16 protein-coding genes are annotated in these 23,816 nt (G+C 40.0%); 10 read left to right on the top strand and 6 right to left on the bottom strand.

Going from position 1 to position 23,816, the window contains the following annotated elements; genetic code table 11:
• Positions 1-74: 74 nt before the first annotated feature.
• The 4 genes from UABAM_RS30690 to UABAM_RS30675 are packed head-to-tail and all read left to right on the top strand — an operon-like array spanning position 75 to position 3,157.
• Positions 75-1,778, top strand: a complete 1,704-nt coding sequence (locus tag UABAM_RS30690) for a GspE/PulE family protein (RefSeq protein ID WP_151971803.1) — start codon at positions 75-77, stop codon at positions 1,776-1,778.
• Between the two features lie 20 nt (positions 1,779-1,798).
• Complete coding sequence (locus UABAM_RS30685) at positions 1,799-2,461, top strand: nitroreductase family protein (protein ID WP_151971802.1); 663 nt, start codon at positions 1,799-1,801, stop codon at positions 2,459-2,461.
• Positions 2,462-2,470: 9 nt separating this feature from the next.
• Positions 2,471-2,773, top strand: coding sequence for a 2Fe-2S iron-sulfur cluster-binding protein (locus UABAM_RS30680; protein ID WP_151971801.1), 303 nt, complete (start codon positions 2,471-2,473; stop codon positions 2,771-2,773).
• 9 nt (positions 2,774-2,782) lie between these two features.
• Entirely contained in the window at positions 2,783-3,157 is a 375-nt protein-coding gene (locus tag UABAM_RS30675) for a DoxX family protein (RefSeq protein WP_151971800.1), read from the top strand.
• An 83-nt stretch (positions 3,158-3,240) separates the two neighbouring features.
• On the opposite strand, the gene UABAM_RS30670 is transcribed toward UABAM_RS30675, so the two are convergent.
• Positions 3,241-4,653: a tetratricopeptide repeat protein gene (locus UABAM_RS30670; protein ID WP_151971799.1), complete on the bottom strand. Its 1,413-nt coding sequence runs from the start codon at positions 4,651-4,653 to the stop codon at positions 3,241-3,243.
• Between the two features lie 235 nt (positions 4,654-4,888).
• On the opposite strand from UABAM_RS30670, the gene UABAM_RS30665 reads away from it, so the two are divergent.
• Entirely contained in the window at positions 4,889-5,245 is a 357-nt protein-coding gene (locus UABAM_RS30665) for a response regulator (RefSeq protein WP_151971798.1), read from the top strand.
• A gap of 34 nt (positions 5,246-5,279) precedes the next feature.
• On the opposite strand, the gene UABAM_RS30660 is transcribed toward UABAM_RS30665, so the two are convergent.
• Both UABAM_RS30660 and UABAM_RS30655 read right to left on the bottom strand, forming a co-directional pair.
• Complete coding sequence (locus tag UABAM_RS30660) at positions 5,280-5,678, bottom strand: hypothetical protein (protein ID WP_151971797.1); 399 nt, start codon at positions 5,676-5,678, stop codon at positions 5,280-5,282.
• A 1-nt stretch (position 5,679) separates the two neighbouring features.
• Positions 5,680-7,677 carry a shikimate dehydrogenase family protein gene (locus tag UABAM_RS30655; protein ID WP_151971796.1) on the bottom strand — a complete coding sequence of 666 codons (1,998 nt, stop codon included), beginning with the start codon at positions 7,675-7,677 and terminating at the stop codon, positions 5,680-5,682.
• A gap of 292 nt (positions 7,678-7,969) precedes the next feature.
• Here UABAM_RS30655 and UABAM_RS30650 point away from each other — a divergent pair, with 292 nt between their 5' ends.
• The 3 genes from UABAM_RS30650 to UABAM_RS30640 all read left to right on the top strand — a co-directional run bounded on the left by UABAM_RS30650 (position 7,970) and on the right by UABAM_RS30640 (position 17,192).
• Positions 7,970-11,629: an endonuclease/exonuclease/phosphatase family protein gene (locus UABAM_RS30650; RefSeq protein WP_151971795.1), complete on the top strand. Its 3,660-nt coding sequence runs from the start codon at positions 7,970-7,972 to the stop codon at positions 11,627-11,629.
• A gap of 243 nt (positions 11,630-11,872) precedes the next feature.
• Positions 11,873-16,054, top strand: a complete 4,182-nt coding sequence (locus tag UABAM_RS30645) for a serine/threonine-protein kinase (protein ID WP_151971794.1) — start codon at positions 11,873-11,875, stop codon at positions 16,052-16,054.
• Between the two features lies 1 nt (position 16,055).
• Positions 16,056-17,192, top strand: a complete 1,137-nt coding sequence (locus UABAM_RS30640; RefSeq protein ID WP_151971793.1) for a glycosyltransferase — start codon at positions 16,056-16,058, stop codon at positions 17,190-17,192.
• A gap of 2 nt (positions 17,193-17,194) precedes the next feature.
• Here the strand turns inward: UABAM_RS30640 and UABAM_RS30635 are convergent, their stop codons facing one another.
• Positions 17,195-18,220, bottom strand: coding sequence for a hypothetical protein (locus UABAM_RS30635; RefSeq protein ID WP_151971792.1), 1,026 nt, complete (start codon positions 18,218-18,220; stop codon positions 17,195-17,197).
• Positions 18,221-19,066: 846 nt separating this feature from the next.
• Here UABAM_RS30635 and UABAM_RS30630 point away from each other — a divergent pair.
• On the top strand, positions 19,067-19,399 hold the full coding sequence (locus tag UABAM_RS30630; RefSeq protein ID WP_173013666.1) for an endonuclease domain-containing protein: 333 nt from the start codon (positions 19,067-19,069) through the stop codon (positions 19,397-19,399).
• A gap of 395 nt (positions 19,400-19,794) precedes the next feature.
• Here UABAM_RS30630 and UABAM_RS30625 read toward each other — a convergent pair whose 3' ends face one another.
• Positions 19,795-20,448 (bottom strand): glutathione S-transferase, encoded by a 654-nt coding sequence (locus UABAM_RS30625; protein ID WP_151971790.1) that lies wholly within the window; start codon positions 20,446-20,448, stop codon positions 19,795-19,797.
• Between the two features lie 86 nt (positions 20,449-20,534).
• Between UABAM_RS30625 and UABAM_RS30620 the strand changes: the two genes are divergently transcribed.
• Positions 20,535-21,953, top strand: coding sequence for a pyridoxal phosphate-dependent decarboxylase family protein (locus UABAM_RS30620; protein ID WP_151971789.1), 1,419 nt, complete (start codon positions 20,535-20,537; stop codon positions 21,951-21,953).
• Between the two features lie 133 nt (positions 21,954-22,086).
• Here the strand turns inward: UABAM_RS30620 and hcp are convergent, their stop codons facing one another.
• On the bottom strand, positions 22,087-23,730 hold the full coding sequence (hcp, locus tag UABAM_RS30615; protein WP_152022084.1) for a hydroxylamine reductase: 1,644 nt from the start codon (positions 23,728-23,730) through the stop codon (positions 22,087-22,089).
• Positions 23,731-23,816 lie beyond the last annotated feature (86 nt).

Here is a 23,816-nt window from a genome sequence, read left to right as displayed (position 1 = left end):
ATTAAAACAAAAATTGATAGGCGAGCTCGCAGACCAGCGGTTCGCCTTTTATTTTGAATTTGCGAGGAGACGGTATGCAAAACTTAAAAGATTTAATGTCTATTTTTGTTGAAAAAGAACTGATTGATGAGAGCAAAGTCGAAGAAGTGATCAAACTGACGGAAGAAGAAAATCTTACGTTAGATCAATGTTTGGTTCAACATCGTTATATACCAGAAATGCCGCTATTACAAGCAATGAGTGATTATCTTGGATATGAATTACGCGAAAAGCTCGAAGGTATTAAAGTGCCCAAAAGTTTTTGTGAAAAAGTGCCCATTAATTTTGCGCGTAACTCCTCTTTGATTGCGATAGATGAAAAACATGGTTTTTACTATATTGCTACTTGTACGCCTCTATTGACATACCCTCTCGATGAACTTGCAAGTTTACTCGATAGTGAAGTCGAGATTATCTTGGCACCGCGAACCGAAATTTTAGCTCTTATCAACCAAGCATATCAACAGCACATGTCCGATGGCAACGCCGTTGATGAAATGGAAGAAGATTTTGATTTAGATGGTATTGGTGAATTTGAAGAACGTTTTGACATTGCTGAATCGCAGAACAAACCTCCGGTAATTCGCACGGTGAATAATATTCTCTTGCAGGCACTGCGCAAAAAAGTAAGTGATATCCATCTACAACCATACGAGGAAAAGTTACAAGTACGTTATCGCATTGACGGTATTTTGTACGACGTCCAGAGTATACCTAAACGCTATCAGGACGCAGTTGTGAGTAGAATTAAGGTAATGGGGCGTATGGATATCGCAGAGAAGCGTTTGCCCCAAGATGGTCGTACTTCTATTGTTATGGGAACTAAGGAAGTGGATTTGCGTATTTCGTCGTTACCAGTTGTTTCCGGAGAGCGTATCGTAATGCGTATTTTGGATAAGTCGAACAAAGTATTTCGCCTCGACGATATTGGTTTAGACGAACGCGATCTAAAAGTTCTCAACCACTTCATCCAATATAATCACGGAATTATTCTTGTGACGGGACCAACAGGTAGTGGTAAGTCGACGACGCTGTATGCTTGTCTCGCGGGTTTAAATGCCGTTGAGAAAAATATTGTCACCGTAGAAAATCCAGTAGAATACCAAATGCGTGGTATTAGCCAAACTCAAGTGGCGGTGAAAAAAGGTTTGACGTTTGCCAAAACTCTCAAGACGTTACTTCGCCAAGACCCTGATGTTATTATGATTGGGGAGATCCGCGATGAAGAAACAGGAAGAATTGCGATTCAAGCGGCACAAACAGGACACTTAGTACTTTCTACCATCCACACCAACGATTCAGCAAGTACGATTACACGTCTTTTGGATATTGGGATCGAGCCATACATGGTATCGTCTTCTCTGGTGTGTGCTATGGCGCAAAGACTTATGCGACGTATCTGCGATGACTGCAAAACCGAGTACAAACCTAGTGAAGCCAAACTTAAGTCTGTGGGACTTGATTTTAACGATTTACCGCATGGCGTTTTGTGGCAAGGTAAGGGTTGTGAGCAATGTATGGGAAGTGGATATAAAGGACGTTGTGGGGTTTACGAAGTATTGCCGATTACCGAAAAGATTAAGGCCAAGATCGTAGAACGCGCAAGTGCCAGTGAGATAAAACAAGAATGCGTAGAGCGCGGTTTACGCACCTTGCGTATGGACGGTGCGGCAAAAGCAGCCAAAGGTTGGACCACAATCGACGAAGTACTGCGTGTGACACAAATGGATTTGTTCTAGAGGACGAAAGGTAAAAGAAAATGTCCTATGATTTTCTACCACTACAATTCACCGAGTACTCTGCGGAGAATATGGTTAGGCGTTCGCGAGAGTTTTATGAAAATGTACAAAAACGTCGCACGGTACGTCATTTTTCCGAACGCAAAATACCACGCGAAGTCATTGAAAATTGTTTGTTGGCTGCGGGAACAGCTCCCAACGGTGCTAACTTACAACCATGGCATTTTGTGGTGGTAGAAGATACAAAAATCAAAAGAGAAATTCGCCTGGCTGCGGAAACAGAGGAGCGTGAATTTTACGAAAACCGCGCTCCCGATGATTGGCTAGAAGCTCTTGCCCCACTTGGTACAGATGCTAACAAACCGTTTTTAGAGACCGCGCCATACTTGATTGCCATTTTTGCGCAAAGCTATGGTTTAGATGAGAATGGCAATAAGAAAAAACATTACTATGTACAAGAGTCGGTGGGCATCGCTACAGGAATTTTGATTACCGCTATTCACAATGCGGGACTCGTGTCACTCACTCATACTCCAAGTCCGATGAATTTTTTGAATAAAATTTTACAACGCCCCACCAATGAACGACCCTATCTCATTCTAGTTGTTGGTTACCCGCAGCAGGATACTCAGGTACCGGACATTCAAAAAAAATCATTAGCGGCGACAACTACTTTTATGTAGGGGAATGGATTGAGCGAGTTGACATTTACCATTGAAAACAAACAATACCAAGTGACAGTTGATGCAAAGGAGGCTATTCTCGATGTCCTCCTAGAAAACGGTTACAATATCCCCTACTCTTGTCGTTCGGGATTTTGCACGGAATGTAAGGCAAAACTACTTTCTGGATCTGTTGACTTAGAAGTAAAAACAGGTCTTGATGAGCAAGATATAAAAGAGAATTACATCTTGACCTGCCAAGCATATCCCACATCGCAAAAATTAGAGATTACATATGATGGAATTCCCCTTCCCCCAGAGTTTTTAGATTAGGATTTGTCTATGTTCGCCAAAATCAAAATTGCTTTGAAAATACTCTTTGGACTATTTTTTATCGCCGCAGGTATCGGGCACTTTGTGAACACCGCGTTTTTTATGAGTATCATGCCTCCATACTTACCTTGGCATCTAGCGTTGGTTTACATTAGTGGAGTTATTGAAATCATCCTAGGGGTGTCACTGATGATTAAGCGATTTCAAGCCTTGGCTGCCTGGGGGATTGTCGCACTGTTGATTGCTGTTTCTCCCGCCAACATCCACATGGCAATGAACCCCGAACTTTTTCCTCAGTTTGGCGTTACAGCTTTGTATGTGCGTTTAGTGATACAAGTCGGTTTGATTCTTTGGGCATACGCGTATACAAGAAAAGCTCAATAGCCCATTTGCATCGCTTTAGAGGAGTGGGCAGATAGTACCCACTCTCTAAAGATTTGTATTACAACCGTTTCTTTCCGTGCTTCTCACTCCGCCACTACTGGCACATCTATGATAAAAGGTCCTTTTCCCGGCACTACGGTGACCGTTGTGGTAAAGGGTTTGTAACCTTGACATTTTATTTCTACTTGTAACTTCTGCCCCGGAGAATAGCGATCATTAAACGATGCTTGTTTTGCGTTGACCATAACGGCTTTGGCCAAAACCATTTTTTTGGTTTTGCTATTGTGGATATGGAAGGATAATTGTCTTTTCTTCGCTTGCATGGCAAAAACTGTCTTTGCTAGTTTTTTGACAAACTTTTTTTGTGGATAATATCCGGGATGCTGCACGCTTATATCGAAAGGGGCCGTAAACTGGAGACGCATAGTATATTGGTTATTTTCTTTTTTTTGTAAAGCGTAGCGATCGCTTTCTGTTATTTTACTTTGAGGATCTTTATGCGTGATAATTACAGTGAACTTCTGATTCTCAACAGGAGGATGATCGTAAGTAAATTGTAGTGGTAACTCGTATATTTCGTTCGATGTTGAGCGGTACTTATCTTCGTGATCAATAACAATAATCGAATTTTGGTAGTGGTAACGACAGTCGATGAGAGAACAAGCGATTTGTAAGATGTTTTTTGCCGATACATTTCTCAAACTTAGATTAATTTTTTTCCCTTGTGCTTCTTTGGTAAGAACAATGTTTAGATCAAGCGTTTTTGCGAAAAAATTGAAAAAATCTTGCGAAGGTGTCTCTAAGAAATCGACATTTAATAAGTTATTTTGCAAATAGTCTTCTTTTTCTTTTGTTGTCGCAGGTACGCTGTCTGAAGTACTATCGATCCTCCACTCTACCGGCAAGTTTCCAATAATGATAATTCCATTCCAGACTTTATAGGATACACCGGTGATACTCGGTAAAATATCCAACAGAGCTTTCACGGAAACCTTTTTGACTTTTAGCGTTATAGGTATTTGCATTCCTTCTACAACTAAAATGTTAATATCCGCAGTTTTTGCCAAAAAGCGTATGAAATCTTCCAGAGGTGCTTCTTTAAAATCCACTGTGATTGTGGTGGTTTTTATTTTATCCAAAAGTGATGCCGAAGAATCTGCGGCACCGTAGTACTCCTTTAGTTTTTTTTGTACTTGCTGGCAAATTTCTTTTTGTTGTGCAAAGTTTTTGAGTATTTTTTGGTAGGTTAATTTCGCCTGTTTATTTTTGTTTGTTTTGCGATAAATTTCAGCGATACGTAAGTGGCATCGCGCGGCCAAATCGTCTTCGGGATTGAGAGCTAAAACCGCTTCATAGACCGTAAATGATTTTTGTAGATCTCGCTGCGCTGTTTCTAAAAAGTAGGCTTTTTCGTACAAGTTTTCGAGGTCTAGTTGTTGATTTTGCGCGAATAAAATACTTGTAAAACATAAAGTGATAAATATTAATTTTTTCATAGTGTAGCTCTTTCAAAATATAGTAAGATAATAATCTTATAAACTAGGTTCCATTTCGAACAATGAAAATTTCATTTTTTATAGGTTATTCCTGACTTCGGTATCTAAGAATAGCAAAACGAATTTGGCTGTTTGTCATTACCAAGTAAAAAAATGTAAAAAAATGTAAAAAAGTCTAAAGCAACTTGAGTCTGGGAAGGAGATGCGGAGTATTCTGGGAATGTTATTCCGTTAGATGATGAAAACAATTTTATTGGTGGAAGATGAGAAGGTAATTCGCACAGTACTTAAAATCCTTTTGGAAGAAAAAGGGCATGAAGTGTATGAAGTGGATAACGGAAAAAAAGCGCTATCTATACTCGAAGATAAGGATTTTGACTTAATTCTGATGGATTTACACATGCCGGTGATGAGTGGTTTTAAGGCAATACGAAAACTACGTGAGAACAACTGTCATACACAGGCAATTGCGATTACAGCATCAATGACAGAAGAAGATAAAAATAAAGCCGTTGAAGCAGGATTCAATGATTGTATTGTGAAGGATTTTAATGCGACGTTTAATGAAAGTATCGAGCGCTTTTTACAATAAAAGGCTTCTTAGACAAAACTAAGAAGCCTTTTTTTTATTCTAGATAAGCAATCGTAATTTGGGTTACTAATTGCTTGTGATAAGATGATATAGGCTTACGATAGATGTGGCTAAGGTGTTGCTTTAAACTAGTTATATCCTGTACATCTTCTGAGCTACCTATAAAATCTTTTTGGGAAAGTTCTTCTATATTTTTTACTTGGATTTCCGCGATTTTTATCTTTAATTTAATGTCATTAAATGTCGGTGGTATTTTTTTTGCATCATCACCTACTTTTTCAATAACACGCAAGGTAACAACTTCACCCGGTTTATAACCACGCCAGTTTGGATAAATCCTATTTCCTGGACGAAAAATGGTCGTGAGTTTTCGTTGCAATACTAGTCCTTGGTATTGTTTACGGAAAGCCATTTCATCACGTGGTAGATTCATTTTACAACGCCGCTCTCATAATCCTTTCCAATTCTTCATCTGCTTTATCTAGCTTTGTCATGATCTTAAACGCGGGAACAGCTTGGAATAAGTTCATATGTTGACCATTGTGTACTCGGTTTCCGTGTTCTTTCGCCATTTTCAAAGTAAGAGTTTCGTCTTCGAGTAAAATGTCCGCAATAATTGCAGAATTTGATAGGTTGGATAGGTTGCTTAAACTTACTTGCATATCTTTTTCTGGGTCCCCAGTCATTGGGCCAAAAGCAGAGTATTTTTCATTGGGTTGCGCACCTTTATTAGAGGTGTTAATGACGAGCTCCGCGTCTTTAAACTCCTTGCCAATTTCTTGTTCACCTGCACCATAAGCGGCACAATATCCGCCGATGAGGTTTGCAATTTTTTGGGCTTTGGCAACGGTGCGATTGCAAATCACAATGAGACTAGGTTTCTTCTTCGCTAACTCATATGCAATGGGGAGAGCGGTTCCGCCAGCACCAAGAATGACCACTTTCTTTCCTTCGATACAGCCAGGGTATTCGGAAAGTAATCCATTGACAAAACCAATACCGTCGGTATTGTAACCAATGAGTTTACCATCTTCTTTGGCAACGACATTCACACTACCAATTACTTTGGCGGAGTCATCAAGGCCGTCTAAGAAAGGGGCTACTTTGTCTTTAAATCCAGAACCTACACCACCACCCACATAACGCGAATCTTTGCGGAATGTTGACATAATTGTTTCCGCGTTTGCAGGGTCTCCTACAACAAAGCTTGTTCGATAAGGTAAATTATGGTGCTCAAAAACAGCATTGTGCATCGCTGCGGAACCACCTGGGTAATCATGATCAATGGGGATTAGTAATAGATTTTGTCCTTCACAATTCTTTATGTCCAGGGCATTGTTTTTTGGTTGCGCGGCTATTTTTACAAGGTTTTGTTCGAATAGTTTATCTATGTGTTTTTCCGAATCTGTACTCGCGGTAGCTGCCGCAGGTGTGGCAGAGGCTGGTGGACCGTATAGCGCCTCACGCATGATGTTTTCGATGTCTTTATCTGGAGTATCAATACCCGTCATTATTTTAATGGCAGGAATGGCCTGATACAGGTTCATGTGTCGTCCACTGTGTGTACGATTGCCGTGGTTGCGTGCCATTTGTAAAGTAAGAGTATCGTTTTCTAGAAGTATATCTGCAACAATTGCCGTTTCCGGCATACGGCCAACATTTGACAAAGCAACCTGCATATCTGCGTCAGGGTTACCGGTCATTGGCGCATAAGCCGAATACATTTCATTTGGTTGGGCACCTTTATTTGAAGTGTTGATGACTACGTCGGCGTCTTGTAGCTCTTTACCAATCGCATCTTCTCCACCAAAACGCGAATTTGCATAACGTGTAATGAGCTTGGCAATTTTTTCTGCTTTCGCAACGGTGCGGTTCAGAATAACAATCTCTCCCGTATCTACAATTTCTGTGGAACTATGTTGTGAAAGTTCATATGCGATAGGTAGCGCGGTCCCACCTGCACCAAGAATCACAACTTTTTTTCCAGAAATGCAATCAGGATATTCTGCTAACAAACCGTTAACAAAACCAATACCATCGGTGTTGTAACCAATGAGTTTTCCATCGCGTTTGGCGACGACGTTTACACTGCCAATTGCTTTTGCTGATTCATCTAGATCGTCTAAAAATGGAGCCACTTTATCTTTAAAGCCTGAGCCCATCCCGCCACCAACGTAAAGTGGGTCTTCGCGGAAAGCATTGACAATGGCCTCTGCGTTTGCTGGATCAGCAACGACAAAACTACTGCGGAAGGGAAGATTGAATTTAGAAAATACCGCATTGTGCATAGATGCTGAACCGCCTGGGTAGTCGTGATCTATAGGTAAAAGAAGAACGCGTTTGTCTCCCAAGTTATCGATGTCGAGTGCGTTGTCTTTTGGTTGCGATGCTACTTTGATAATGCCTTGAGAAAACAACTCTTTTATCATCATGGATCATTTTCCTTTCTGAAATTGTATGCGCAAATCAACATAACAATGTTGATTTGCAAGAACCTATGATGCAAAATTGTAACAGCATTTTTTACAACAATCAATTTGCAAATTTTTAAAAATTTATATTTGTAAAAGATCACCAAAAATACCATGGAATTTTACTCCATTATTTTTGACTTTGAGATCTATTTACAATGTTGAATTATATGCTATGATAGTAAAAACTTGGAGGTCAAGTTTTTGTTGGGCATGTAAAACCAATTTTATTGCTACAAGAAAGTTATGATTAATGAAGATACTTAGATATATACCTCTTTTACTACTCAGTGTCTTAACCCTGAATGCCGAAACCGAAAAATATCGCCTCATATGGAATGGTGATCCGGCAACGACGATGACAATTGCCTGGAACCAAGCTAAAGGTGAAACAGCTGCTGTTTACTATGGACAAAAAAAAGACAAGTCCGATTGGGTTATGCATAAAGTAGATCGCGAAATCGCATATCGAGGTATGCAAAACAAATTTGTACGTTTAAAAAAATTACAACCAAATACCGCTTACTATTTTGAAATACGCGACAACAGCAGTGATAGTGGTGTTATGTGGTTCCAAACAGCCCCAGATAAGCCGCAACCCTTTACTTTTATTGCTGGTGGTGATTCACGCACCAATAAAGAGCCGCGAGTGAATGGTAACAAACTTATCGCCAAAATACGTCCGCTGTTCATTGCTCATGGTGGAGACTATCTGAGTGATGGAACTGCGGAAGAGTGGCAGATGTGGCTTGATGAGTGGCAACTGACAAAAAGTGCCGATGGACGTATGTATCCGATTATGCCTGCACACGGAAATCATGAAAATGATGATCGTTATATGATATATAATCTTTTTGATATACCACATAAGGATGCTTATTTCGCATGCAATGTTGCTGGTAACTTACTGCGCGTCTATACACTAAACACAGAGTTAGAGCCGGGTGTTGGTTACGGTGCTTTTGCCGATCAAGACGACAAAATTTGGAAAGAACAAAATAAGTGGTTTGTCGAAGATCTACAAAAAAATCATGATAAAGTGACATGGAAAATCGCAAATTACCATCGTCCTTTACGTCCACATACTTCTGCAAAGACCGAAGGTTTGGGACGCATCGCGGCATGGGCCGATCACTTTTATAAATACGGAATACATGTGGCGGTAGAGTGTGACACTCACATGGTGAAATACACATACCCACTACGTCCGTCTGCTGAAGGCTTTGAAAGTTTTGTGCGCGACGATGCCAAAGGAACGATGTTTATCGGCGAAGGTAGTTGGGGAGCTCCCACAAGACCAACAGATGACGATAAGCCATGGACGTTAGCAAGTGATTCGTTTTGGCAATACAAATTGCTACATGTCACACCGCAAAATATAAAAATTCACACCGTAAGATATGGCAAACTCGAAGAAGTAAAACGCGGTATTCACTATAATCCCGATGAAGTTACTGCTTTGACGCAAGAACAACAAAATGCAAATCCTCTGGCAATGCCACAGGGACTTACTTTGTGGACACCTTTAAGTGGTCAAGCCGTACAAATTCCTTTTGTAAAACAAAATGTCGATCACAACACGTACATTCATCTAAAAAGTACATGGAAATACGCGACAAAGGACGCGGAGAATTGGTCGCAACTCAGTTTTGATGACTCTGGCTGGGAAGCAGCAACTGCGGATAAACTTCCACAACACAAAGTACTGTTTTTACGTAAAAAATTTAGTGTAGCGCACGACAAATATCGCACACTACGTCTAAATTTAAGGACGCTATGTAGTGATGGAGCCGTTATCTATTGTAATGGCAAAGAAATCGCACGTTATAATGTTACGAATGACAATCCCGCACAGGCTTTACGTCACATTGAAGATGTGGAGATTGTGGATATACCGCTTTCGCTCGATATACTACAGCAAGGAGATAATTGCTTGGGAGTTATGTTGGTGCAGTTTGGCGAAAATAACGGTAAGTGGGAGGCGGATTTGAGTGGAATTGTTTCGATTCAAGATAAACTCAACCCACCGAAAATGCCGCAGAACGTTTCTGCAAGTGTCGTTTCTGACAAAGAGATACATATTCACTGGGATAAAGTGGACACCGCAAACTACTATCAATTAGAAAGACGTGTTCGTGGTGGAATTTGGGAAGTGATCCAACAACGTATTATGATTACTTCTTATGAAGATCGTGGTCTTGTGGGAGATACAGCGTATCAATATCGTATTTGTGGTATAAATAACTATGGTGTTTCTAATGCGAACTTTATTAAAGTAACTACGCACAAGACACCAGAGAATGTTATGCTGCAAGAAAGTTTTACCAAAGGATTGGGGAAATTCAATGCGGTAAGTGTTGCCAGCAATGCGAAGTGGCAGGCACAATTTAAGGCCGACCGTCTTTGTGCCCTAATCTCTGGTTATGGTGCCGATAGCGATAGCGATGACTGGTTGATTTCTCCGGAAATGGATTTACGTAACCGTAAGGCTCCGCAATTGACGTTTGATATTTATTGTAAATACTCTGGTGGTAAGCTATTACTGAAAAAAACGTGTAATTACAACGAAAAACAACCGCAAAAGTCGGTATGGAAGGTACTCGAAGTTCAACTTCCCGAGCAGGATTCGCGTAAATGGACGACATGCTCTGTTGATTTGACAGAGTTTAATGACAGCAAAATTCGCTTTGCTTTTCACTACACTTCGGGAACGACCGGAGGAAATGCTGCCAGGTGGTGCGTGACAAGTATTGAAGTCCGTGATGGTGAAAGGCAGGACTTTCCCCAAAAGAAAGTTGAGCCACAACAATCATCATTGTTTCCAAAGTCAAAAGGAGACTTACGTGTCGCCACATTCAATGTCTCTTTGTATCGCAAGTCCGATGGTATGCTAAGCAAAGACTTGGAAACTTCAGCACATCCGCAAATCAAAAATATAGCGGAGGTCATTCAACGTGCTAGGGCTGATGTCATATTACTCAATGAATTCGATTATGTGGCCGATGGTTCTGCGATCGAAAATTTTAAGAAAAACTATCTGCAAGTGTCGCATAATGGTTCGGAAACTATCGACTATCCATACCACTATATCGCACCGTCGAATACTGGTGTGGACTCTGGTCATGACCTGAATAACGATGGAAATTTAGGCGGACCAGATGACGCTTTTGGTTATGGCGAATATCCTGGCCAGTATAGCATGGCGGTTCTGTCAAAATATCCTATCGATCATGATAAGATACGCACTTTTCAAAAGTTTCTATGGAAAGATATGCCCAAAGCGCTGTTACCTATCGATCCGCAAACCAAGAAACCGTGGTATAGTGAAGACGAAGTCAAGGTATTGCGTCTTTCCTCAAAAAACCACTGCGATGTACCTGTCAATGTAAATGGCGAATTTGTTCACTTACTTATTAGTCATCCAACGCCACCAGTTTTCGATGGTGAAGAGGATCGCAATGGAAAAAGAAACCATGACGAGGTGCGTTTTTGGCACGATTATGTTCACTCTGATCTTGCGGAATACATATACGACGACAACGGAACCAAAGGTGGGTTGTTAGACAAACGATTTGTGGTGATGGGAGATTTAAACGCAAGTCCGACAGAACGCGACGCCCTCAAAGCTATGATCAACAAACTCATTTCTTGTGATAAAACTCATAATTTTGTTCCGAAAAGTCAAGGTGGTGAAGAAAACGACCCGCAAAATAAATACTCCCCTTCACATACCGCTGGCTGGAAACTTCGCGTTGATTATGTTTTACCATCTTCTCTTGGGTTTAAGGTGCAAAATGGACAAGTATTTTGGCCTACAATACAAGATAAGTACTATCGTTTAGTTAGTTCTCCCGAACTGAGTTCTGATCATCGTTTGGTATATGTAGATCTGAGCATTGAAGCTATCAAATAGAACGAACAGTGTTCTCTGAAACTAGTGGGTCATTCGATTTGCCTATGTATATTAATTTGTCATTCTGAACCTGATTCAGAATCACTTATTTTTGTAGACTCCTGATCAAGTCAGGAGTGACACTCAGTGTAAAAAATGTCATTTAAAGTCGGATGGCCCACTAGTATATCCCGATTTTTAGTTTTAGAGAACTATCTACGACATTCTTCATAAATCGCATCATTTGCTATTTAGGAATTTACTATGTCCAAGGAAAAACAAGCTCAAAACAATTATCTTTTGTACAATTATTTGCGTAACAAGGGTTTAATTGATGAAAAAATCTTGATGTCTTTTGCTCAAAGATGCAATCAAGACGGAAGTAACCTTGGGCATACACTCGTACAAAATCGTTTGTTATCCATGAACGATCTCTCCACTTTTTTTCAACACATTTCGACAAACCTCCACAATATGAAGTCAACCTCTCTCGATTTAAAGGTAGGGGTTAATGGAAAAGACTTTGGTAAGTATGTACTTGTAGAAGAAATTGCGCGTGGTGGTATGGGTATTGTATATAAAGCCATGCAAAAAGATATCAAAAGAGTAGTGGCTCTAAAGGTGATGATGGATAGTGAAAAGCTCCAGCCGCGCTTTCTTCGCGAAGCGCAAGTCTGTGCAACTCTAAATCACCCGCACATTGTTCCTATATATGAGATTGGCACTTTTAATAACGTTCAATTTTTTTCGATGCAGTATATCGAAGGAATTACTTTGGCCGATGTTTTAAAAGAAAAAGAAGTCATCGAAAAAACGACGCGTAATGTTGAGTGGCTGGTTAAAATTGCCGAAGCTTTATTTCACTCTCATGAAAAGGGAATTATTCACCGTGATATTAAACCTTCAAATATATTGATTGATAAAAGTGGTTGTCCTTTTCTTGCGGATTTTGGTTTAGCAAAAATGAATAGAAGTGACAGCTACAAATTGACAAAAACCGGAGAGGTGATCGGTACACCTTTTTTCATGTCGCCGGAGCAAGTCAATGGTCACAAACTCGACGCACGTACGGATATTTATTCCTTAGGGGTCATTTTATACCAAGTTCTAACAAGCCAACTTCCGTTTTCGGGAAATAATCTTTCGCAACTGTATCGTAAAATACTTCGAGAAAGGCCTGTTCCGCCCAAGGTTTTTGGAGCGCTAGCGTCGTTGAGTAGTATATGTTTAAAAGCCTTAGAAAAAGATCCGCAGTTGCGCTATCAAAAAGCAGACAAATTTGCCCAGGATTTGCAGTCGGCGTTGGCGGGGGAATACCGTGAAAAGCGCATAGATAAAATCAAAAAGGTGTATCATCTTGGCAAAAAAAATATGCTGTTTGTTGGCATCACATTACTATCGATGTTGATTGCCGTGAGCATGTACTTTTTATGGGATACTTTTCAATTCGCAGCGCAAAAAGAATTACAACACGTTGAACATCTCATCGCGGAGCATCAATACAATGATGCAAAAATACAGGTAGAAAATTTACTAAAGAAGTCGCCTAACAATGCGGAAATACATGCCAAACTAGCACAAGTTTACTTTCTCTTAAAAGACACTTCCCATGCAATCGAGAGTATCTCTACAGCGATTAAGTTGCAGCCAGATATAGGGTATAGGTTGCTAAAAGCTAGGTGGCTACGAGAAAAAAATCTCCATAAAGAAGCGTTGGCGATCTATCAATCGTTGTCGAAAGATACACCGCAAGTCGAGTTTGAAATTGCGCATACATTGTTTGCGATGAAAAAATATGATGAAGCACGCAACATATACACCATACTCCTAAAAAAGACAAACAACGCGCAGATAAAATTGCAGCTTGGAAAAATTTACTTTTTCAAAAACGATTTCGCCACAAGTTTAAACTATCTACAAGAAGTAGAAAAATCCCACGAAGTTTTACCCATAGTCTTAGAAGAAACATTTTATTATCTGGGAAAGATATACACAAAACAGCAGCTAACATCCCAAGCAATTACGATGTTTAAAAGAGTTGAAAAAAGTCGCGAAAAATTTACTGATATCAACTTATTGATCGGCTTCGCTCTGGCAAAACAACAAGAATTTTCCGAGGCTATATCGTATTTAGAGCTGGAAAATGAATATTACAAAAGTACCAAATTCTATCGCACATTAGCTTCGTGTTACCAACAAGTCAAAAACTATACAAAAGCCATTGAGTTTTATAGCAAATGCATAAAGCGCGAACCATGGCAATTTGAATTTTACACTATGCGCGGTTTGTGTTATGGAAAAATAGACAAGATGGACGAAAGCGGAGAAGACTTTCTCAAAGCAAGTATGCTTGGACCTAACAACGTAGACAGTTTAGCCAATTTATATCAAAATGTATTTCGTTATCGCTCTTTAGAGAAACGTTATGAATTAGAAAAACGTATTTCTCATTTACTTTTAATGCGTTATAAAAATCAATCGACAAATCTTTTTGACATTGAATATCAAAGGCTTGCACAGAAGTATATGGACGAATACGATAATATTGTTCTTGCTCCCATTCCACAGCCAAAGCAAATAGAACGTTTTATTACTTTGGCGATGAAAAAAAAATCGGAAATTAAACAAATTGCAACGAGTGCTTTGCATAAGTTATATCACAGTAAAAAAGTTTTATATCAAGTAGCAAAATTTGAAGTACTACAAGATTTACATAAAGCCATGTCCTTGCAATATGAAGAGTTACAACGCAAGTATGCGCGGCAACTTCTGGTTCGGTACTACATCATAAACGATGAAAGTGCTTTGAATACTTTACATAGCAGTTATATTGAAATTCTTAAAGATATTGCTGTGCGTGATAGCGAACACAATATTATGCGTTTTTTTGCATTGAAAACGCTTGTGCATATGCGTGAAGTAAACACTCATCATTTTATATTGCGTTATGTGAGATCATCACAAAATGCTATGCGTTTGATGTCATGCGCGGCACTAGTGAGTGAAAACATAAGCAGTATGGCTTTTGATCGTAGGTTCAAAAAAGAACGCGATCCTTTTTTACGGATGTTGCAAGTAAAGTATTTATTAGAGGAGCGTGGACAACTACGTTTTTTCTTACAAGATGAAAATATTGCTGTGCGTCTAACTGCGGCAAATAAATTGTGGCAAGCCGGGTATCTTGATGCCGAAAAAGTATTTATTACGGGTTTTTCACACCATAGTGCCGCGGTACGTGCTTTTGCGTGTAGCCATTTTTGGAACTTTAGATCGGAAAGACTGAGACAATACACAAAAGATAAATACTTACCTTTGTTGGCAAAAACATTACAAGACCCAGATGCGAAGGTACAGCGAATTGCGATACTGCGTATGTCTCAATTACCGAAAATAAAGGTGCTCGATTTTTTAAAGCCACTTTTGGATAGCCAAAACAATTTTGTAAAATTACAGGCCCTTATCGCCATTGGGGTGCGTGGTGATTTATCTACCGTAGTAGACTTTATCGAAGATAATGATGAGGCATATTTACAAGCGTCGTTATTTGCCATCACTAAGTTGACTTCCGAAAGAAAAATGCGCAGCTTGAGTTTGATTAGTCTTATTAGCAACGCTATTGAAAATAATAGCAGTGCTCATTTTACGATTTTTCTTTTAAAAGCAATCGGTCGTGCACAAAAAACCGGTGCGCGGTATATTTACAAATATATAGATCATCCTCGCGAATCAGTGCGTTTGGGGACCATTTTGGGTTTGTATCGCTACGGAGATGTGTCGATGTTACCAAAAATAGCACCATTTTTAGATAGCAAAATCCCCATTATTCAGGACGCGGCGGCGTTTACTACGATGTCGATTGTTTCGCGTGAAGGAAATAGCAAGTTGATGGAGAAATATCAAAAGATAATTCGCGAAAAAAAATTGCTACTAAATGGTTCTTACGCTTATGTACGCGATTTGCACATAAAAACAGAACTCGGGAGCGTTATTCGCTATCATAAATCTATCGAATGGGATGTATTGTATCCTTTATATTTCCGTAAATTGTACGCAAAGATTTTTGAGAACCAAGAGCGACGCGCCAATTTCATTGTTCGTAAAATTCATCTATTAAAAAAAGCGTTAAATCTGTCTCCTCAACACCATCGCTATTTGTTTTTTATCGCACTTCTTTACCATGCAAATCAGAACTATGGAAAAGCACGCGAATGTTTACAAAAAGCCATCACCATAAAACCTCTGACCGTTTATCACTACTGGTTAGCATTGGCACATTATGCAGAAGGCAATTATGATGCGTCGCTAGAGGCAATACTAAAATACCAAAAGTATTACTTTTTGGATATATACGCTGTACAGCTACAATTGAATATCTACCGCGCGAAAAACAATCAAGAGCAAGTGCAAAAAATATGGCAAAGACTGGAAATAATGAAATTGAAATAATATGAAAAAAATTGTACGTATCATCGACCGTTTAAATATAGGCGGTCCAACAATCCATGTTTCCTTGCTTTCAGCGAAATTAGACAACTACACAACGACATTGGTGAGTGGTTATGTGTGCAAAGAAGAAGGGGATATGAGCTATGTCACTCTAGATTACGGTGTGGAACCTGTGTATGTGCCACAATTAAGTCGTGAAATTCGCTTGGTGAAAGATGCGGTGGCGTTATGGAAAATATATCGCTTATTGCGACGCGAAAAACCACATATTGTACATACCCACAAATCTAAAGCGGGGTTTATTGGACGTATGGCAGCCATTTTAGCGGGCGTACCTATTGTCATTCACACATTCCACGGGCACGTTTTTCACGGCTACTTTTCCCCGCGAAAAACACGGCTATTTTTACGTATTGAACGCTTTTTAGCGAGGTTTACCGACAAAATTGTAGTAATTAGCCCGCAACAACAAAGCGAAATTTGCGATAAGTACCGCATTGCACGAAAAAATAAATTTGCCATTATACCTTTAGGATTTGATTTCGCTTGCCCGCAAATTGTAATGAAAGAACGCGGCTGGCTGCGCGAAAGACATCAATGGAAAGAGCAAGATGTTGTCGTCGGAATTATCGGTCGCCTTGCCGCGATAAAAAATCACGAAATGTTCTTAGACGTTGCGGAACGCGTGGCTAAGGAGCATATGCATATCAAGTTTGCGATCATAGGCGATGGAGAACTACGCTCTCAATTAGAAGAATCTGTAAAAAAGCGTAACTTACAACAACACGTAGTATTTAGTGGGTGGGTCAAAGAAACTGCGCAAATTTACAGTGATATCGACATCGTAGCGTTGACATCACGCAATGAAGGAACACCAGTTGTGGCCATAGAAGGGATGTACTACTCTAAACCCGTGGTGGCAACAAATGTCGGAGGGGTGAGCGATGTTGTGGATGAAGATAGTGGATTTCTTTGTGAGGTCGGCGACGTGGAAAGTTTTACGGCAAATGTATTGCGCTTGGCAAACAATACCCAGTTGCGCGAGCAACTAGGTAAGTCTGCTCATGAGAGATCTAAAAAGATGTTTTGTTATACGCGTTTGGTGGGGGATATCGAGAACCTATACGCGTCGTTGTAGTATTATTTGTTTTGAATGAGTTGAACCTGTTGTTGTTCATCGTCGAGATAAGTAATCGCAGGAGCATAAGATTTGACCATTTTCTTGGCTCTCTTTCGTCCAACTCTCACAATTTTCTCTCGCAGTATTTCGGCTCTTGGGTTAATTTTAACTAACTTCCATCCAGGAGTAAAATCGGTATGCAAACCACTCCCTGGAACCTTAACATGCAGCGCTTCGATCATTTCGCCTTCACGGATGACACATGTTGTTTTCATGTACTTTCCGTTGTAGTATTTACGTAATAGAATCATCGCAGAACAACTACCAGCACCAAGTAACTTTATTTCGTAGGCAGGCATAATCCGCAATTGTTTGCTGCGCAAAGTTTTGCTGGCAATCACTTCTTTACCAAGAATCGTTTTCGCAACACCACCAGTGGCTTTTGTGTTATATGTAAAGCTACGTAGTTGATAATTGTAGTCTGTTTTGAAAGCGATCTGTGTATCGAGATATTCAGTTCTGTCGTTAGTAAAGTGAAAGGTTTTTTGTTGCCGCTTACCTTTCGCATCTCGCCACTCTTTCACGAGTTGATAACCATCGTACTGCATATTGTATTTGCCATTATTCTTTGATTGCGGTTGTTTCCAACGCAGCTGAATATTTTTCTTGGCAATTTTCGCATAAAATTGTCGCGGCACGGCAATTTTGTACTGTTCCTCAACAAAAACAATTGTGACATTCGCCGATGGATAAATGTGTTCATAGCTTGGCGCTTGAGAAGCGCTTGTGCTCACATTCCAATTTTTACTAACCTGTTCGTAGAATGTTTGGTTCGATTTTGCTGTATCGTTGTATCGTTGTCTAGCTTCAAACATTCTGACTCTGCTAGTGGTTATAATTTTACGCTGCGTTGAGCATATTTCTTCTACTAAGTTCTCGGCATCGCTGTTTCCAGATGTTGAAAACCAGTAGGCGTTAAAAGTCACACATAAAACAAAAGCAACCTGGCATCCGTATTTGATGAGTATTTTTCGATAATCAGTCATACTTCCTCTCTTTCTTTGTAAATTTGACCGCAAAAATAATTTATTACAGGTATTACTAGATTAAGAGGTACGGTATGTTGTTGAGTAACAATACCTTACTGATATACATCATAGCATAATGGTTGCGTTTTTTGCAAGGGGGAGTTTGTTTATATTTTTTTGGTTGGGTTTTGAATTGGTATAGGTATAGGTATAGGTATAGGTATAGGTATAGGTATAGGTAATAGGTATAGGTATAGGTATAGGTATAGGTTTAGCACTTCCATGTTGGTGCCCTCACCATCGAATTTAAGGTTTTAGCTTCGCTAAAAGCCTTAATTCTCATGCCTCTCCCACGGGGAGAGGCGTAATGCGTCTGAGTTGATGTTTTTGATTTTTGGTGTGTGGTCTTTTTTTAGTTAGGTCTTTGTTTTTGAATTGGTTTAGGTATAGGTTTAGCACTTCCATGTTGGTGCCCTCACCATCGAATTAAAGGTTTCAGCTTCGCTGAAAGCCTTTATTCTCATGCCTCTCCCACGGGAGAGGCGTAATGCGTCAGTATTGACGTTTTTGATTTTTGGTTTGCGGTCTTTTCGAGTTTGATTTTCGTTTTTGAATTGGTTTAGGTATAGGTTTAGCACTTCCATGTTGGTGCCCTCACCATCGAATTAAAGGTTTCAGCTTCGCTGAAAGCCTTTATTCTCATGCCTCTCCCACGGGAGAGGCGTAATGCGTCAGTATTGACGTTTTTGATTTTTGGTTTGCGGTCTTTTCGAGTTATATCTTTGTATGTCGGTATTATCTCATGTTGTCATAGTTATGCGTATAATGGAAGCATTCACATTTTCATTATATGAAGGAATACATATGTCTAAATTAGAGAAATATAACTATACAACATCTGAAGATTTTTTATGGAAGAGACTTCGTAACAGACAAGTAAACGGATTTAAATTTCGCAGACAACATCTAATAGGTTGTTATGTGGTAGATTTTTTCTGTTTTTCTAAAAAGTTAGCTATTGAAGTTGATGGTTTGATACATAAAAATTATGAATCGCAAGATAAAAAACGCGAGATATATCTTGCTCAAAAAGGAATTTCTATATTGCGGTTTTCCAATTATGCAATCTACAACCATATAGATAAGGTCTTAGAAGAAATAGTAAAAGAACTACAAATGGAAACAAAGACCAATTAAAAAAGACCGCAAACAAAAAAACAAAAACATCAATGTAGACGCATTACGCCTCTCCCGTGGGAGAGGCATGAGAATAAAGGATTTCAGCGAAGCTGAAACCTTTAATTCGATGGTGAGGGCACCAACATGGAAGTGCTACATCTAAACCTATACCAAAACCCGACCGCAAACAAAAAAACAAAAACATCAATGTAGACGCATTACGCCTCTCCCCGTGGGAGAGGCATGAGAATAAAGGCTTTCAGCGAAGCTGAAACCTTTAATTCGATGGTGAGGGCACCAACATGGAAGTGCTAAACCTACACCTAAACCTACACCGATTATCTAAAATAAAACGTACAAATATTTTGAGACCTTCATTTTGAAGGTCTCAAAAGTCTTTTATTAACAATAGCTTACGGATTATCACTTCCTTTGTGAACCAGTGGCGCATCTCCCTCATGCCATTGTGGGTATTTTGTCATGACGCTCTTAAACAGTTCACTTTCTTCATGGTACTTCAACCACTGTTGCAATTCACTGTAAGGCAGTGCACCAAACGCCTTAATATCCACTTTGGAAAACTGGCGCACAAAGGGAAAAATGGCAATGTCAGCGAGTGATATACGTTGCGCAAATAGAAAACGATTTTGCTTTAGCTTGGTGTTTAACGTTTCGAGAAACGCGCAGCATTTCGCAAAATAAGGCTTTTCGTCTTCGATGTCATAGCGCTGTGGATACTTATAACGATCCAGATTAAATTTAAACTCTCCATCATTGTGTGTAATGAGTTTGTGTATCTCTTGCTGCATATTGTCAGTAAAATGTAACCAGCCAATATTGGTGCCATCAATCGCCCAATGCATAATCTCTAAACTCTCTTCGATTATCTTGTCAGGGCAAACCAGTACCGGTACGGTGCCCTTCGGTGACGCTTTGAGTAATTGTGGAGGTTTATCTTTTAATACAACTTCGCGAATTTCAAAACTGCGCCCGGCGGCGAAGAGAGCCATACGTGCGCGGATTGCGTACGGGCAACGGCGAAATGTATATAAAATTGTATCAGACATATATTGAGACCTCATATTTTTGTTATAATACATTTACGTTTATTTTATGAATTGTACCACATAAACATAAATAGAAAGCAAAAACGATGTCAAAATTACAATTTTCTCGCGAAGAAATGAAAAAGATGGGTTACCAGGTGATCGATATGTTGGTGGACCATTGGGATAATCTCCCACAAAAAAGAACGGCAATAACCGCTACACGTCAAGAAATGCGCGATAAAATTTCGCAGCCCTTTGTTTCAGAACCTGGTAACTTCGATGATATCTTAAAAATGCTGCGTGAAGATGTATTTGGCCATGCTCTTAATGTGATGCATCCGCGATTTTTTGCGTACATTCCCGGACCTAGTAACTTTGTCAGCGTTCTCGCGGACACTATGGCCGCAGGATACAATACGTTTGCGGGAACATGGCTCGCTGCCGCAGGACCGAGTCAGATTGAGTGGGATACCATTCACTTTTTATGTGAACAATTGGGACTGGGGCAAGAAGCAGGTGGAATATTTGTCAGTGGTGGTTCTATGGCAAATTTAACGGCACTTGCTGTTGCGCGCAAGCAAGTATTGGATGATCGTTTGCATAACGCTACGGTCTATTTTAGTGATCAGACACATACGGCAACGGACCGCGCGTTAATTATCCTTGGATTTCATCGCGAAAACATTCGTAAAATACCAAGCAATGACAACTTTGTTATGTGTACAGATGAACTTAGGTCACAAATACAGAAAGACAAACAAAATGGCCAACGCCCCTTTTGTGTTATTGCCAATTCAGGGACGACAAACACCGGAGCGATAGAACCACTCAACGATATTGCCGACATATGCGAAGAAGAAAACATGTGGTTTCACGTAGATGGTGCCTACGGAGCGGCGGCAGTGTTGAGTGAAAGGGGAAAAAAACAACTGCAAGGCATAGAACGTGCGGATTCTATTGCTCTTGACCCCCATAAATGGTTATTTCAACCTTTTGAAATTGGTTGTACAATTGTTCGCAATACCGAGCATCTAAGAGACACCTTCCAAATTCTACCTGAATTCTTACAGGATGCACACCAACACGATCGCGAAATTAATTTTTGCGATCATGGTATACAACTCAGTCGCAGTTTTCGCGCACTAAAGCTGTGGTTGTCATTTAAAGTATTTGGTTTAAAGGCATTTAGTGATGCCATTGATATGGGTTTTGATTTGGCGGAATTTGCTGCACAGCAAGTGGAAAAAAATTCACATTTGCAACTCGTCACGCCTGCGCAAATGGCACTTTTGAGTTTTCGTTACTATGATGAAGGTTGCGATGAGGAGGCACTAAATCACATAAACAACAATATTGTAAAACAAGTGATCAAGGAAGGTTTTGCAATGATGAGTAGTACTGTACTGAAAGGCAAAACTGTATTACGACTATGTACCATTAATCCACGTTCTACGGAAGACGATGTGTGTCAGACATTGATGAAGGTTGTGGAATACGGCCAAGGGATACAAAAAAAAATGTAGTTTGAGTACAAGTTTCGACTCGAAACTTATGTACTTTTGTTTGTATAAAACGAAAGTGTAAAGCCTCTCTGTTACCGGAGAGGCTTTAAAATGTGAACTCTACACAATGGAAAATTGAGCCATTAAATACACTCTAGGACAATATTGTTTGCAAGTCCTGTGAAGCATTTCCGATTCCCATTAGGTTGTATTTCTCTTGCAAAACTTTTAGAACGTTTGGCGTAATGAAGGCTGGAAGTGCAGGGCCAATACGTATGTCTTGAATGCCAAGATAAAGTAGTGTTAGCAATATACACACGGCTTTTTGTTCGAACCATGATATAATGAGAGACAACGGTAATTTATTGACATCGGTTTTGAATACTTGTGCTAGGGCAACGGCGACTTGAATCGCGGAGTAGGCATCGTTGCATTGTCCCATGTCTAAAAGTCTTGGTATTCCTCCGATATCACCGAATTGCAATTTGTTAAAACGGTATTTTCCGCATCCTAGTGTTAGAATCGCACAATCTTCGGGAACTTCTTCGGCGAAGTCGGTGTAGTAATTACGTACGGACTCAGCACCATCGCATCCACCGATTAAAAATAGGTGGCGTAGGTGCCCTCCTTGAATGGCTTCTACTACTTTATCAGCAACACCCATTACCGTATCATGTCCAAAACCCACCAATATCTTTTCATCGGTACTATCTTCTGTAAAACCAGGTAGTGCTAAAGCAGAGTCAATTAAAGCCGCGAAGTCTCTGTTTTCTACGTGTTGTACACCAGGCCATCCCACAACTCCGCTAGTGAATAGTCTACCCTGGTAAGATTCCTTCGGTTTTTGTATACAGTTTGTGGTCATCAAAATAGATCCAGGGAATTCGGCAAATTCTTTGCGCTGTTCCATCCACGCCCCACCAAAGTTTCCAACTAAATGCGAAAATTTCTTTAGCTCTGGGTATGAGTGTGCGGGTAGCATTTCGCCGTGGGTATAGACATTAACACCTTTGCCTTCCGTCTGTTTTAGTAGTTCTAAGAGATCTTTTAAGTCATGACCTGAAACTAGAATTGCCTTTCCTTTGACAGGGTGAATTCTTACTTCAGTAGGTTCCGGCTTTCCGAAATTTTGTATATGACCGCGATCCAAAAGTTCTAAAACTTTGTAATTGATTTCGCCGACAGCAAGAGCATTTGCGAGTAGTTCGTCTACAGCAAATTCTTCGTTCGTTAGAAAATCCATTATCTCAAGTACTTTGTCGTAGACTTGCTGATCTTCGGCACCTAAAATTTTTGCGTGATGCGCGTAGGCCACCGTTCCTTTGAGTCCATACATAATGAGTTCTTTAAGACCTGCAATATCGGCACCGTGTTTTTGTATTTGCAAGCGCACTGATGCTTGAATGCCTTGTTCAATTAAACCATCGATGCTATCTGCCATTTGCCATGTGGCGGGACCACCTAAATTTTCGGGAGTTGCTTGCTGCTGTTGGCAGGTTTGTAAGTAAGTATTGCGAGCGTTTTGTAATTCTAAGTGTTGTTTCTTTATCATCGCGGCAAGTCGCTTGGGATCAAAGTTTACATTGGTAACTGTGGCAAACAAAGATTCCATAATTAAGTTGTTTATTTCTGGAGTATCTACTCCCAATTTTCTTAGTCTATGACCATACATTGCTAAACCGCTACTTGCATAAACGATTAAATCTTGCAAGGCGGCAACGTCAGGGTCTTTTCCACAAACACCAAAGTTTGTGCATCCTGTGTTATGGGATGTTTGTTCACATTGATAACAAAACATGCTCATGAGTTTCTCCTTTTTTTGTATTATTGTTAGGTATTGGGTTTGTTAGTGCAAAATGTATACCTGATAGAGGGATTTAGGAA

This window comes from Candidatus Uabimicrobium amorphum (assembly GCF_009002475.1).
Classification (GTDB): domain Bacteria; phylum Planctomycetota; class Uabimicrobiia; order Uabimicrobiales; family Uabimicrobiaceae; genus Uabimicrobium; species Uabimicrobium amorphum.
The sequence above is the reverse complement of the archived record's forward strand: the minus strand, read 5'-3'. Positions and strand labels throughout refer to the sequence as shown.

Bases quoted from the DNA above. Each gene is read 5' to 3' on its own strand.
- UABAM_RS30690 (WP_151971803.1), top strand. From the start codon at position 75: ATGCAAAACTTAAAAGATTTAATGTCTATTTTTGTTGAAAAAGAACTG.
- UABAM_RS30685 (WP_151971802.1), top strand. From the start codon at position 1,799: ATGTCCTATGATTTTCTACCACTACAATTCACCGAGTACTCTGCGGAG.
- UABAM_RS30675 (WP_151971800.1), top strand. From the start codon at position 2,783: ATGTTCGCCAAAATCAAAATTGCTTTGAAAATACTCTTTGGACTATTT.
- UABAM_RS30670 (WP_151971799.1), bottom strand. From the start codon at position 4,653: ATGAAAAAATTAATATTTATCACTTTATGTTTTACAAGTATTTTATTC.
- UABAM_RS30665 (WP_151971798.1), top strand. From the start codon at position 4,889: ATGATGAAAACAATTTTATTGGTGGAAGATGAGAAGGTAATTCGCACA.
- UABAM_RS30660 (WP_151971797.1), bottom strand. From the start codon at position 5,678: ATGAATCTACCACGTGATGAAATGGCTTTCCGTAAACAATACCAAGGA.
- UABAM_RS30655 (WP_151971796.1), bottom strand. From the start codon at position 7,677: ATGATGATAAAAGAGTTGTTTTCTCAAGGCATTATCAAAGTAGCATCG.
- UABAM_RS30650 (WP_151971795.1), top strand. From the start codon at position 7,970: ATGAAGATACTTAGATATATACCTCTTTTACTACTCAGTGTCTTAACC.
- UABAM_RS30645 (WP_151971794.1), top strand. From the start codon at position 11,873: ATGTCCAAGGAAAAACAAGCTCAAAACAATTATCTTTTGTACAATTAT.
- UABAM_RS30640 (WP_151971793.1), top strand. From the start codon at position 16,056: ATGAAAAAAATTGTACGTATCATCGACCGTTTAAATATAGGCGGTCCA.
- UABAM_RS30635 (WP_151971792.1), bottom strand. From the start codon at position 18,220: ATGACTGATTATCGAAAAATACTCATCAAATACGGATGCCAGGTTGCT.
- UABAM_RS30630 (WP_173013666.1), top strand. From the start codon at position 19,067: ATGTCTAAATTAGAGAAATATAACTATACAACATCTGAAGATTTTTTA.
- UABAM_RS30625 (WP_151971790.1), bottom strand. From the start codon at position 20,448: ATGTCTGATACAATTTTATATACATTTCGCCGTTGCCCGTACGCAATC.
- UABAM_RS30620 (WP_151971789.1), top strand. From the start codon at position 20,535: ATGTCAAAATTACAATTTTCTCGCGAAGAAATGAAAAAGATGGGTTAC.
- hcp (WP_152022084.1), bottom strand. From the start codon at position 23,730: ATGTTTTGTTATCAATGTGAACAAACATCCCATAACACAGGATGCACA.